Source organism: Streptomyces sp. NPDC001270 (genome assembly GCF_042896695.1).
GTDB lineage: Bacteria > Actinomycetota > Actinomycetes > Streptomycetales > Streptomycetaceae > Streptomyces.
Window position 1 is genome coordinate 768,885 of the sequence record NZ_JBIAXM010000001.1, and the last position, 12,361, is coordinate 781,245.

General features: G+C 73.1%; 10 protein-coding genes and 1 pseudogene. 10 read left to right on the forward strand and 1 reads right to left on the reverse strand.

All coding sequences use genetic code 11. The features are described 5' to 3' along the window. Nucleotides 1-2 precede the first annotated feature (2 nt). Genes ACFY2B_RS03435 through ACFY2B_RS03450 form a run of 4 tightly spaced genes read left to right on the forward strand, consistent with a single transcriptional unit; the run spans nt 3 to nt 3,922 of the window. Nucleotides 3-926 carry an ABC transporter permease gene (locus tag ACFY2B_RS03435; protein ID WP_390761420.1) on the forward strand — a complete coding sequence of 308 codons (924 nt, stop codon included), beginning with the start codon at nt 3-5 and terminating at the stop codon, nt 924-926. After that, on the forward strand, nt 919-1,896 hold the full coding sequence (locus ACFY2B_RS03440) for an ABC transporter permease (protein ID WP_390761421.1): 978 nt from the start codon (nt 919-921) through the stop codon (nt 1,894-1,896). Before ACFY2B_RS03435 ends, ACFY2B_RS03440 begins: the two co-directional genes overlap by 8 nt. A gap of 6 nt (nt 1,897-1,902) precedes the next feature. Next, a complete protein-coding gene (locus ACFY2B_RS03445; RefSeq protein WP_390761422.1) occupies nt 1,903-2,877 on the forward strand; it encodes an ABC transporter ATP-binding protein in 975 nt (324 codons plus the stop codon). Further along, nucleotides 2,870-3,922 (forward strand): ABC transporter ATP-binding protein, encoded by a 1,053-nt coding sequence (locus ACFY2B_RS03450; protein WP_390761423.1) that lies wholly within the window; start codon nt 2,870-2,872, stop codon nt 3,920-3,922. Before ACFY2B_RS03445 ends, ACFY2B_RS03450 begins: the two co-directional genes overlap by 8 nt. 218 nt (nt 3,923-4,140) lie before the next feature. Here the strand turns inward: ACFY2B_RS03450 and ACFY2B_RS03455 are convergent, their stop codons facing one another. Then, complete coding sequence (locus ACFY2B_RS03455) at nt 4,141-6,270, reverse strand: alpha/beta fold hydrolase (protein ID WP_390761424.1); 2,130 nt, start codon at nt 6,268-6,270, stop codon at nt 4,141-4,143. Nucleotides 6,271-6,471: 201 nt separating this feature from the next. On the opposite strand from ACFY2B_RS03455, the gene ACFY2B_RS03460 reads away from it, so the two are divergent. From ACFY2B_RS03460 to ACFY2B_RS03485, 6 genes and pseudogenes are all read left to right on the forward strand, one after another. Beyond that, nucleotides 6,472-6,666 (forward strand): hypothetical protein, encoded by a 195-nt coding sequence (locus ACFY2B_RS03460; RefSeq protein WP_376529747.1) that lies wholly within the window; start codon nt 6,472-6,474, stop codon nt 6,664-6,666. 344 nt (nt 6,667-7,010) lie between these two features. Further along, a complete protein-coding gene (gene mshB / locus ACFY2B_RS03465; RefSeq protein WP_390761425.1) occupies nt 7,011-7,904 on the forward strand; it encodes an N-acetyl-1-D-myo-inositol-2-amino-2-deoxy-alpha-D-glucopyranoside deacetylase in 894 nt (297 codons plus the stop codon). Then, nucleotides 7,901-8,326, forward strand: coding sequence for a DUF6113 family protein (locus tag ACFY2B_RS03470; protein WP_390761426.1), 426 nt, complete (start codon nt 7,901-7,903; stop codon nt 8,324-8,326). The genes mshB and ACFY2B_RS03470 overlap by 4 nt, the downstream gene beginning before the upstream one ends. A gap of 212 nt (nt 8,327-8,538) precedes the next feature. Beyond that, a complete protein-coding gene (locus ACFY2B_RS03475; RefSeq protein ID WP_390761427.1) occupies nt 8,539-10,785 on the forward strand; it encodes a hypothetical protein in 2,247 nt (748 codons plus the stop codon). Nucleotides 10,786-10,852: 67 nt separating this feature from the next. Next, a pseudogene (locus ACFY2B_RS03480) lies at nt 10,853-11,494 on the forward strand (sensor histidine kinase); the annotation flags it as partial. After that, a complete protein-coding gene (locus tag ACFY2B_RS03485; RefSeq protein ID WP_390761428.1) occupies nt 11,491-12,105 on the forward strand; it encodes a response regulator transcription factor in 615 nt (204 codons plus the stop codon). The pseudogene ACFY2B_RS03480 and the gene ACFY2B_RS03485, both read left to right, overlap by 4 nt. Nucleotides 12,106-12,361 lie beyond the last annotated feature (256 nt).

Below are 12,361 nucleotides of genomic sequence, written 5' to 3' on the forward strand. Positions count from 1 at the left end.
CCATGGGACGCTACGTCGTCCGGCGGCTGCTCCAGATGGTCCCGGTGTTCGTCGGGGCCACACTGCTGATCTTCCTGATGGTGAACGTGATGGGCGACCCGATCGCGGGTCTGTGCGGCGAGCGGCAGTGCGATCCGGCGACCGCCGCCCAGCTCAGAAGGGAGTTCGGACTCGACCGACCGGTGTGGCGGCAGTACCTGACGTACATGGGGAACGTCTTCACCGGCGACTTCGGCACGGCGTTCAACGGCCGGCCGGTCACCGAGTTGATGGCCACGGCGTTCCCCGTCACCGTCCGGCTGACGATCGTGGCCGTCCTCTTCGAGATCGTCATCGGCATCGCGCTGGGCGTGGTGACGGGGCTGCGCCGCGGGCGGCCCGTCGACACCGGCGTGCTGCTGGCCACCCTGGTCGTCATCTCCGTACCGACCTTCGTCACCGGTCTGCTGCTGCAACTGCTGCTCGGCGTCGAGTGGGGCTGGATCAGACCGTCCGTCTCGCCGGAGGCCGCCGTCGGCGAACTGATCGTGCCGGGCCTCGTCCTGGCCTCCGTCTCGCTCGCCTACGTCACCCGGCTGACCCGCACCTCCCTCGCGGAGAACCGGCGCGCCGACTACGTCCGCACGGCGATCGCCAAGGGCCTGCCCCGGCGCCGGATCATCACCCGGCACCTGCTGCGCAACTCCCTCATCCCCGTCGTCACCTTCATCGGCGCCGACATCGGCGCCCTGATGGGCGGCGCGATCGTCACCGAGCGGATCTTCAACATCCACGGCGTCGGCTACCAGCTCTACCAGGGCATCCTGCGGCAGAACACGCAGACCGTCGTCGGCTTCGTCACCGTCCTCGTGCTGATCTTCCTGATCGCCAACCTGCTCGTCGACCTGCTGTACGCCGTACTCGATCCGAGGATCCGCTATGCCTGAGCAGTACGACTCCGAGGGCGCCGTCTCCCCGGCGGGCATGGGCGCCGCGATGGACCTCGCGGCGGGCGAGGCGGCCACGCTGGAGCGGACGCCCGGCGGGCCCGCGGGCACCGGCCCCCGGGGCAGACCGCGCAGCCTGTGGTCCGACGCCTGGCGCGACCTGCGCCGCAACCCGGTCTTCCTCGCCTCCGGCCTGGTCATCGTCTTCCTCGTGGTGATCGCCCTGTGGCCGTCGCTGATCACCTCCGGCAACCCCCTCAAGTGCGACCTCGTCATGGCCCAGGAGGGCTCACGGCCCGGCCACCCCTTCGGCTTCGACGGCCAGGGCTGCGACGTCTACACGCGGACCGTGTACGGCGCCCGCGCCTCCGTCACGGTCGGCGTCTGCGCCACCCTCGGGGTGGCCGTCCTCGGCTCGGTCCTCGGCGGACTCGCCGGGTTCTTCGGCGGCGTGTGGGACTCCGTCCTGTCCCGGGTCACCGACGTGTTCTTCGCGATCCCGGTCGTGCTCGGCGGCCTGGTGCTGCTCTCCGTGGTGCCCGGCACCACGGTCTGGCCGGTCGTCGGGTTCATGGTGCTGCTGGGCTGGCCGCAGATCGCCCGCATCGCGCGCGGCGCGGTCATCACCGCCCGGCAGCACGACTATGTGCAGGCCGCCCGCGTGCTCGGCGCCTCGCCCGCCCGCATCCTGCTGCGGCACATCGCGCCGAACGCCGTCGCGCCGGTGATCGTGGTGGCGACCATCGCGCTCGGCACCTACATCGCGCTGGAGGCGACCCTGTCGTACCTCGGCGTCGGTCTCAGACCGCCCAGCGTCTCCTGGGGGATCGACATCTCCGCCGCCTCCCCGTTCATCCGCAACGCCCCGCACGTGCTGCTGTGGCCCGCCGGGGCGCTGGCGCTGACCGTGCTCGCGTTCATCATGCTCGGCGACGCGGTGCGCGACGCCCTCGACCCGAAGCTGAGGTGAGCCGGCGTGCTGCTCGACGTGCGTGACCTGCGCGTGGAGTTCCGGATGCGGGACGGCGTCGTCCGGGCCGTGGACGGCGTCTCGTGCCGGGTGGACGCGGGCCGGACCCTCGCCGTGCTCGGCGAGTCCGGCTCCGGCAAGTCGGTGACCGCGCAGGCCGTCCTGGGCATCCTGGACGTGCCGCCCGCGCGGATCACCGGCGGCGAGATCCTCTTCCGGGGCCGGGACCTGCTGAAACTGAAGGAGGAGGAGCGGCGGAAGATCCGCGGCGCCGAACTGGCCATGATCTTCCAGGACGCGCTGTCCGCCCTGAACCCGGTGCTCAGCGTGGGCGACCAGCTCGGCGAGATGTTCGTGGTGCACCGCGGCCTGTCGAAGAAGGACGCCCGGGTGCGGGCGGTCGAGCTGATGGACCGGGTGCGCATCCCGGGCGCCGCGCAGCGCGTACGCGACTATCCGCACCAGTTCTCCGGCGGCATGCGCCAGCGCATCATGATCGCCATGGCGCTGGCGCTGGAACCGGCCCTGGTGATCGCCGACGAACCCACCACCGCCCTCGACGTGACCGTCCAGGCCCAGGTGATGGACCTGCTCGCCGAGTTGCAGCGGGAGTCCACCATGGGGCTCGTCCTGATCACCCACGACCTGGGCGTGGTCGCGGACGTCGCCGACACCATCGCCGTGATGTACGCGGGCCGGATCGTCGAATCGGCCCCGGTGCACGACATCTACAAGGCGCCCGCGCACCCCTACACCCGGGGGCTGCTGGACTCCGTCCCGCGCCTCGGCCAGAAGGGCCGGGAGCTGTACGCGATCAAGGGCCAGCCGCCGAACCTCCTGCACGTCCCGTCCGGCTGTGCCTTCCACCCCCGCTGTCCGATGGCGCGGGACGTGTGCCGGACGGACGAGCCCCCGCCGTACACCGCGGGCGAGGACCGCACGAGCGCCTGCCACTTCTGGCGGGAGTGCCTGCATGGCTGAGCCGATCCTGGAGGCCGACGGCCTCGTCAAGCACTACCCGCTCACCCGGGGCATCCTCTTCAAGAGGCAGATCGGCGCGGTGAAGGCGGTCGACGGCGTCGACTTCGCGCTGGCCAGGGGCGAAACCCTGGGCCTGGTGGGCGAGTCGGGCTGCGGCAAGTCGACGCTCGCCCGGCTGCTGTGCAGCCTGGAACGGCCGACGGCCGGTTCGATCCGGTTCAAGGGCGAGGACATCACCCGGCTGACCGGCCGGGCCCTGAAGGCCGTACGGCGCAACATCCAGATGGTCTTCCAGGATCCGTACACCTCCCTCAACCCGCGGATGACGGTGGGCGACATCGTCGGGGAACCGTTCGAGATCCACCCGGCGGCCGCCCCCAAGGGCGAGCGGCGCGGCCGGGTGCGGGAACTGCTGGACGTGGTCGGCCTCGACCCGGAGTACGCGGGCCGCTATCCGCACCAGTTCTCCGGGGGACAGCGGCAGCGCATCGGCATCGCGCGGGCGCTGGCGCTGCGCCCCGAGGTCATCGTCGCCGACGAGCCGGTGTCCGCGCTGGACGTGTCGGTCCAGGCACAGGTGATCAATCTGCTGGCGCGGCTCCAGGCGGAGTTCGGCCTCTCCTACGTCTTCATCGCGCACGACCTGTCGATCGTGCGGCACATCTCGGACCGGGTCGGGGTGATGTACCTCGGGCGGATCGTGGAGACGGGCAGCGACACCGAGATCTACGACCATCCGACGCACCCCTACACCCAGGCGCTGCTCTCCGCGGTGCCGGTGCCCGACCCGGCGGCCCGGGAGCACCGCGAGCGGATCATCCTGACGGGCGACGTGCCGTCCCCGACGGACATCCCCTCGGGCTGCCGGTTCCGCACCCGCTGCTGGAAGGCACAGGAGCGGTGCGCCCTGGAGGTGCCGGCGCTCGCGGTCCCGGAGGCGTTCCGCCGCACGTCCGCACCGGCGGCCCACGCCTCGGCCTGCCTGTTCGCCGAGGAGAAGCAGGTGGTGCCGGTGGAGGAGGGGCACGGCAACGGGCCGGGGTGACGCACGGCCGGGGTCCGGACGACGCACGACGACGGCCCGGACGGCACACGGCAAGGGGATGGTCGGCGCACGGCAACGGGCCGGGGTGACATGGCGCACCCCGGCCCGTTTCACGGCACCCGCACGGCCGTACGCTGTTCAGCTTCCCGGGTCCGTATATCGGTACCGCTTCCGTGAAGTTGCCTCAGTGTTAAAGCGTTCTGCCGGTGTTTGACCCGTTATGCCAGGCCCAGGGAGCGCTTGAGGAAGTCCACCTGGAGCAGCAGCAGATTCTCGGCGACCTGTTCCTGCGGCGTCATGTGCGTGACGCCGGACAGCGGCAGCACCTCGTGCGGGCGGCCCGCGGCCAGCAGTGCGGAGGACAGCCGGAGGGAGTGCGCGACCACCACGTTGTCGTCGGCCAGCCCGTGCACGATCATCAGCGGGCGGTGCGGCTCGGCCGGGGCCGACAGGCCGTCGTCGGTGACGAGGGAGCTGTGGGCGTACGCCTCGGGCTCCTCGGCCGGGTCGCCGAGGTAGCGCTCGGTGTAGTGGGTGTCGTACAGCCGGAGGTCGGTGACCGGGGCGCCCGCGACGCCCGCGTGGAAGACGTCCGGGCGGCGCAGCACGGCGAGGGCTGCCAGGTAGCCGCCGTAGGACCAGCCGCGGATCGCCACCCGGTCCAGGTCCAGCGGGTGGGTCCTGGCGAGGTCCTGGAGCGCCTCGATCTGGTCGTCGAGGGTGATGGTGAAGTCGTGGTGGACCGCCTTCTCCCAGGCCGGCGAGCGGCCGGGGGTGCCGCGGCCGTCGGCGACGACCACCGCGAAACCCTGGTCGGCGAACCACTGCGAGGTCAGATGGGCGTTGTGCGCGGCGACCACCCGGGAACCGTGCGGTCCGCCATAAGGGTCGAGGAGCACGGGCAGGGGAGTGTCGGAGTGGTAGTCCCGTGGCATAAGCACGGCGCACGGAATTCGGCGTGCGCCCCCCTCTGTCAACGTCACGCGCGGGGACAAACCAGGGTCTTCGGCATATGACAGGACAGTCGCCGTCGGTTTTCCGTCACGCAGCACCTGGTACCGCGCGCCCGGCCGGTCGAGCGTCGTCGAGACCAGCACCAGCACGCCCCCGGCGCGCACCGCGGTGTGCACCCCGGGCTCCCGCGACAGGCGCTCCACGCCCAGCTCGTTCACCCGGTACACATGCACCTCGCCGATCTCGGCGGACTGGCGCGCGGGATCCGCCTCCGCCCCCGCGGAGGCCGCCACCAGCACGTCCTCGGCGCCCACGTCGAGCACCGCGCGAATGTGCAACTGCGCCCCGGTCAACGGGCGTTCACCCACCGCGAGGACCCGTGCACCGCCCTCGTCCGCGATCCGCACGAGCTGTCCCGACGGGCTCCAGCACGGCACCCCGGGGAAAAGATCAAGCCAAGTTGGATCTTCATCGGCGTGCACCATCCGGGTCGCCCCCGAGTCCGGGTCGACGGCCAGGTACAGCTGGCTGCGCTGGTTGCGCGCCTGCACCAGGAGCAGCGGCGCACCCGCCTCTGACCAGTGCACACGTGCCAGATACGGATAGCGCGCGCGATCCCAGACGACCTCCGTGCGCGACCCGTCCAGACCGATCACGAACAACTGCACGTCCGCGTTCGCGGTGCCCGCCGCCGGGTAGGCGACGTGGTGTGGCTCACGCTCCGGACGGGCGGGGTCGGCGATCCACCAGCGCTGCACCGGCGTGTCGTCCGCGCGCGCCACGAGCAGCCGGTCCGACTCCGGCGCCCACCAGAAGCCCCGCGCCCGGCCCATCTCCTCGGCCGCGACGAACTCGGCGAGACCGTAGGTCACCCCGTCCGACTCCGGCTCCGCCAGCGCCCGGTCGTGCTCGCCCGCCGCGTCCACCACCCGCAGGGCACCTTGCGCGACATAGGCGACATGCCGTCCGTCGGGGGCGGGGCGAGGGTCGATCACCGGCCCGGGAACCGGGAGTTCACGCGCCGTGCCGGCCCGCAGCTCCGCCGTGAAAAGCCGCCCCGACAACGCAAAAGCGGCCAACTCCAGGGCCGCGTCGGCGGCGTAGCCGACGATGCCGGCCCCGCCCTCGCGGCTGCGCTCGCGGCGCGCCCGCTCCTCGGGTGACAGACGCTCGGCAGCGCCGCCGAGCAGGGCGTACGGGTCGGCCGCGAGGCGCTCCCGGCCGTCCGCCGGGTCGAGCACCCACAGCGAGTTCGCCCGTTCCGTACCGGAATTCGAGCGCAGGAACGCGACGCGGGATCCGTCGGGTGCCACGGTGAACGCGCGCGGCGCGCCGAGGGTGAACCGCTGGGTCCGTGCGTGTCGGCGGGGGAAGGATTCAGGGTCGGTCGTCATGCCTTGACCATATTGGCCATGCGCCCCCTTGTGCGGCCGTGCGCCGACCGATGCGCGAGTACGGATAGTTATGATCACTACCGCTGAGTGGGTATGAACCTGCTGGCTCCTGTATGGATTTGCTGTTCCGCTCGACAACTGATCCACATACCGCATAGTCCGACCCCCCCGTGTCCCTGGGATCTTTGGAGGTGAGCCGCCGTGGCACTCTCGATTTCGGCGGTGGTGCTGCTGGCGATCATCGTCTTCCTGCTGATCAAGAAGTCAGGGCTGAAGGGCGGCCACGCGGCCGTCTGCATGCTGCTCGGCTTCTATCTCGCCTCCTCCACCATCGCGCCCACGATCAGCGAACTGACGACGAACGTCGCCAGCATGATCGGCGGCATCAAGTTCTGATCCGCCGCGTGGCTGGGCTCCACCGGCGCGGCGCGCCCGGAGCCCAGCCGCACCCGACCCGTGTGCCGACGGCTGGTTGAGCCCTCGGACGCGTAGGCGAGGAAGCCGGCCCAGACCCCCGGTGGGAACCGGAGGCGGGGGCCGGCTTCGGCGTGCCTGGGGTTGCGGGCGTGGCCGGTGCCGGGGTCGTGGCCGTCCCGACGCCGGACGAGCCGCGCCGCCCTTGCCCGTACGGCCGCTCCCGGCAGCCGGGACACCACCGGACGGGCTCCGGCCGCTCACCGCGCGCACCGTCGTCGTCCCTCTTCGCCGTACCTGGGTCCCGCCCTCGTAGGGTGGGACGTATGACGGAACAGTCCTCTTCCGGTCTCCGGCCGGGAGAACCCCCGGCCCGGCGTCTGCTGCTGGTGCACGCCCACCCCGACGACGAGTCGATCAACAACGGCGCCACCATGGCCCGGTACGCGGCCCAGGGCGTCCAGGTGACGCTGGTCACCTGCACCCTGGGCGAGCGGGGCGAGGTCATTCCGCCTCAGCTGCGGCACCTGACCGGGCCCGCCCTCGGCGCGCACCGGCTGACCGAGCTGCGGGCCGCCCTGCGCGAGGTGGGCGTCGAGGACGTCCGGCTGCTCGGCGGGGCCGGCCGCTACGGCGACTCCGGAATGATGGGACTGCCCGACAACGACGACCCCGGCTGCTTCTGGCAGGCCGACCCCGACACCGCCGCCGGGCTGCTCGCCGAGGTCGTCCGCGAGGTGCGCCCCCAGGTCCTGGTCACCTACGACGACAACGGCGGATACGGGCACCCGGACCACATCCAGGCCCACCGCGTCGCCATGCGCGCCGTCGAACTGGCCGCCGGCACCGGCTGGAACGTCCCCAAGGTCTACTGGAACCGCGTCCCGCGCTCCGTCGCCGAGTCCGCCTTCGTCCGGCTGCGGGACGCCCTGCCCGCACTGCCCTTCGCCGAGAGCGCCGATGTCGACGACCTGCCCGGCGTGGTGGACGACGACCGGATCACCACCGCGGTCGACGGCACCGGGCACGCCGCCGCCAAGGCCGCCGCGATGCGCGCCCACGCCACCCAGATCGCCGTCGCCGAGCCCTGGTTCGCACTCTCCAACGAACGGGCGCAACCGCTGTTCACCACCGAGTACTACGAGTTGGTGCGCGGGCCGCGGCCCACCGCACCGGAGACCGACCTGTTCGCCGGGGTCGGCCCCGAGGAGACGTCATGAGCGGAGCCGGACCCCACCGACCCCAGCAGCCCCAACAGCGCGGACCGATGATGGCCCAGCCGCTGCAACGCCCCTCCGCCGGGCGGGTCGCGGCCTACGCCGGGCTGTTCGTGTGCGGCGCCCTGGTGGCACTCGCCGGGGCGCTGGTGCAGAGCGGCTGGTTCCCGGGCGGCCTGCTGCTCGCGCTGGCCGGTGCCGCCGGGCTGTTCCTCGGCGCGGCCCGCGCCCTCGCCTCGCGTGCCGGGGCGGTCGCGTCCGTGGCGGGCTGGATCGTCGCCGTCATGCTGCTCACCGCCAGCCGGCCCGAAGGTGACTTCCTGTTCGGCGCCGGCGGCGGCTCGTACCTCTTCCTGCTCGGCGGGATGGCCGTCGCTGTGATCTGTGCCACCCTCGGCCCGGGGCGGCCACGCGGCGGCGGCTGAGTCCGACTTGCCAAGTGACGTACCACTTCGCCGGTCGGCGCACGTGCCAGTCCGGTGTGGGTTTCCCCAGCGGTCCGGGGATACGGGCCCGACGTGGCCAGTATGGTGGTGCGCGCCGCCGTGCCTCCCCCGAGCGCTCGACCGCGCGCAAGCCGGGGGGACCCCCACACCGAGGTCGTCATGGGCGGCGGAGCCAACCGGGAGAACCTGCCTTGAGCCGTGAAACTGACACTCCGTCCTCCGGGCCCAACGGGCACGGCGGAGCCGCATACCCCTCGGGCACGCCCCCGTACGGGACCCCCATGGCAGCCGACGGCGGCACGGAAGCGGGCCGTTCGGCCACGCAGCCGGAGGAACGCAAGACCGAGACCACGCTGACGACCCGGATCCGGATCAACATCCCGGGATCGCGGCCCATCCCGCCGGTCGTCGTGCGCACGCCCGTCGCGGAGACCGACGGCCCCGGCACCGACGCCGACCCGCAGCCGGCCTCCGCCCCGCCGCCCCCGAGCCCCGCCGAGGTTCCGGCCGAGCCCGCCGCCGCGGCCCAGGAGAAGACCAGCGACTGGTTCGCCCCCCGCAAGTCCGGCCCGGCCAAGGGCGGTCCGGGCGGCGGCAGCGGCAACGCGGCCCAGGCGCCCGGCGGTTCGGCGGCGGGCGGCGCGCCCGCCACGGGCCCGGCGCCCGGGGCGCCCGGTGCGGCCCGGCCGGGCGGCGGCCGGCCCGGCGGAGTCGTCGGCGCGATGGGCGCGCCCGGCGCCACCCGGCCGAGCGGCGGCGCGGGCAAGGGCGCGGGGCTGCCCGGTGCCACCGGCGGACCCGTCGCCCCCGGACACGGCGGCGGCACCGGGTCCTTCGACGTGACCGAGGCACTGGCCGCGGGCCCGCTGGGCGGCGGCGCGCGGCCCGGCCAGGACGGCCCCGGCGAGCCGCGCCGCGACGACCTGCCGTACTTCGCGGAGAACGGGCCCGGCGGCGCCGAGCGCAACGGGTTCGACGGCCCCCACGGGCAGGGCGGGCCCGGCGGCCCCGGAGGTTTCACCGGGCCCCGCGGACCGGCCGGCCCGACCAGCGGACCGGTCACCGGGGACGGACCGCTGGTGCCGCCCGCCGTCGGCGGCCCGAACGACCAGGGCGACCACGGCCTGGCGCCGGGCGAGCCCTTCGGCGGCCCGGACACCGGCCGGCCCGCTGCCCCCGCCGGACCGGGCGGACCCGGGGTGCGTCCCGGCGCCGGTGTCGGCGCGCACCGCGGCCTCGGCCCCGGCGGCGGACTGAGCGACGACACCGCCATCCTCACCCCGCAGAAACAGGTCCCGGAACCGCCCGTGCCCGGCTACGGCACTCACGTCGACAACGTCTCCGGACACACCGTCACCAGTGGCATCCCGGTCGTCCCGCCGGGTCCGGGCGCCCCGTTCGCGCCGGGCGGCGCCGCCGAGGGACCGGTGCCGCACACCGCCCCCAAGCTGCCCGAGCCGGTCGCGCAGAACGTGCCGCAGGCCAAGCCCAAGAAGAAGGGCCGCAGCAAGCTGGTGCTGCTCGGCGGTGTCGTGGTCGTCGCCGGCGCCGGTGTCTACGGCGCCGGGCTGCTGATGAACCACTCCGACGTGCCCAAGGGCACCACCGTGCTCGGCGTCGACATCGGCGGCGGCACCCGGGACAACGCCGTCAACAAGCTCGACGACACCTTCGGCGGCCTGGTCGGCAAACCGCTGAAGCTGTCGGTGGGCGGCAGGACCGTCTCGCTGGACCCGGACAACGCGGGCCTCCAGTTCGACTACCAGGCCACGGTGAGCGCGGCGGCGCACAGCGACTACAACCCGGTGTCCGTGATCGGCACCCTGTTCGGCCAGAAGCGCGAGATCCAGCCGGTCATGCCGGTCGACGAGGAAAAGCTCCAGGCCGCCCTGAAGGATCTCGGCGGCGAGTCCGGCTCGGTCACCGACGGCACGATCAAGTTCGAGTCCGGCAAGGCCGTCGCCGTCTACGGCAAGGCCGGCAAGGGCATCGACGCGGGCCAGTCCGCCCAGTCGGTCGAGCAGGCGTACCGCACGCTGGTGGCGACCGGTACGGCAGCCCCGGTGACCGTGCCCACCACCACCCAGCAGCCGACGGTCTCGAACGCCGAGGTCGACCGCGAGATGAAGGAGTTCGCCGAGCCCGCGATGTCGCAGACCGTCACCGTGCAGACGGACCCGGCGCACTCGGTCTCGCTGAGCCCGCAGAACTCCCTGTGGAAGTTCCTCAGGGTCACGGCCGTCAACGGCAAGCTGGTCGACAAGCCCGACCTGACCGCCCTGCAGAACCTCTACGGCCAGACCTTCGACGGCGTGCTCATCACCCGGGCCAACGGCGAGAAGACCCCCGTCACCCCGCAGGACGTCTACGGCGCCCTGCGCACCGCGCTGACCAGCAAGACCAGCCGGATCTCCGTCATCGACACCGACCCGAAGTGAGCGCCCCGCCGGCCAGGACCCCGACGGTCGGTCCTGACCCGGCCGCGTAGGGGCGCCCAGCGCACGCCGGGCCCCCCGCGCGCGGCTCGTCGCCGCCAACGAGGAGCGGCTGCGGCTCGCCCGTGACCTGCACGACCTGCTCGGCCACTCCCTCTCACTGATCACGCTGAAGAGCGAACTCGCGGGCCGGATGCTCCCCGACCACCCCGACCAGGCGGCCCGGCAGGTCGCCGACATCGAACGGGTCGGCAGACAGGCCCTGGTCGACGTGCGCGAGGCGGTCACCGGCTACCGGCGCCCCCGCCTCACCGCCGAACTCGCCGGCGCCCAGGCCGCCCTGACCGCCGCCGGGGTCACCGCGCAGATGCCCGCCGAACCGGACCTCGCCGGGGTGCCGGAGCCCGCCGAGTCCGCGCTCGCCTGGGCGCTGCGCGAGGCGGTCACCAACGTCGTACGGCACAGCGGCGCCCAGCGGTGCGCGGTGGAGGTGCTGCGCCGCCAGACCCTGGACGGCCCGGTCCTCGAACTCTCCGTCGAGGACGACGGCTCGGGCGGTTCCGGCGCCGGCCCGGGCAACGGCCTGACCGGACTGACCGAACGCCTGGCCAAGGCCGGCGGCACCCTGGAGGCGGGGCGGGCCCGGCACGGCTTCCGCCTGGTGGCCCGGGTGCCCCTGACCACCGGTCCGGCCCTAGGATCCCCGGCATGAGCAGCACGATCAGGGTCCTCCTCGCCGAGGACCAGTCGATGGTCCGCGAGGCGCTGGCCGCCCTGCTCGGCATGGAGGACGACATCGAGGTCGTCGCCCAGGTGGCCCGCGGGGACCAGGTGCTGGCCGCGGTGCGCGAGCAGACCGTGGACGTCGCCCTGCTCGACATCGAGATGCCCGGCTGCACCGGTATCGAGGCCGCGGCCCAGGTGCACCGCGAGCTGCCCGGGGTGAAGCTCGTCGTCCTCACCACGTTCGGCCGCCCCGGCTATCTGCGCAGCGCGATGGAGGCGGGCGCGGACGCGTTCCTGGTCAAGGACGCCCCCGCCGCCCAGCTCGCCGAGGCCGTGCGCAAGGTGCTGGCCGGCGAACGCGTCATCGACCCGACGCTGGCCGCCGCGGCCCTCGCCGACGGCGCCAACCCGCTCACCGACCGCGAACGCGAGATCCTGCGCACCGCCGCCGACGGCTCCACCAACGCGGAACTGGCCGCGACCCTCCACCTCTCCCCGGGCACGGTCCGCAACTACCTCTCCACAGCCATCCAGAAACTGACAGCCCGCAACAGAGCAGAAGCGGTACGAATAGCCCGAGAAAAGGGCTGGCTGTAGCCCCCCACGGCCCGCAGACGGGGCAACCTCGACGCGCTCAGGGGCGCGGGGAACTGCGCGAACCCCACGACGTACGCGCACTCGACCGACGAGAACGACCCGCTGCTCAGGGGCGCGGGGAACTGCGCGAACCCCACGACGCACCCGCACCCGACCGATGAGACTCGCCTGCTGCTTAGGGGCGCGGGGAACTGCGCAAATCCCACGACGTACCCGCACCCGACCGGCGAGACTCGCCTGCTGTTTAGGGGCGCGG

Excerpts from the sequence above, each read along its gene's own strand:
- ACFY2B_RS03435 (WP_390761420.1), top strand. The coding sequence starts at position 3 with ATGGGACGCTACGTCGTCCGGCGGCTGCTCCAGATGGTCCCGGTGTTC.
- ACFY2B_RS03440 (WP_390761421.1), top strand. The coding sequence starts at position 919 with ATGCCTGAGCAGTACGACTCCGAGGGCGCCGTCTCCCCGGCGGGCATG.
- ACFY2B_RS03450 (WP_390761423.1), top strand. The coding sequence starts at position 2,870 with ATGGCTGAGCCGATCCTGGAGGCCGACGGCCTCGTCAAGCACTACCCG.
- ACFY2B_RS03455 (WP_390761424.1), bottom strand. The coding sequence starts at position 6,270 with ATGACGACCGACCCTGAATCCTTCCCCCGCCGACACGCACGGACCCAG.
- mshB (WP_390761425.1), top strand. The coding sequence starts at position 7,011 with ATGACGGAACAGTCCTCTTCCGGTCTCCGGCCGGGAGAACCCCCGGCC.
- ACFY2B_RS03470 (WP_390761426.1), top strand. The coding sequence starts at position 7,901 with ATGAGCGGAGCCGGACCCCACCGACCCCAGCAGCCCCAACAGCGCGGA.
- ACFY2B_RS03485 (WP_390761428.1), top strand. The coding sequence starts at position 11,491 with ATGAGCAGCACGATCAGGGTCCTCCTCGCCGAGGACCAGTCGATGGTC.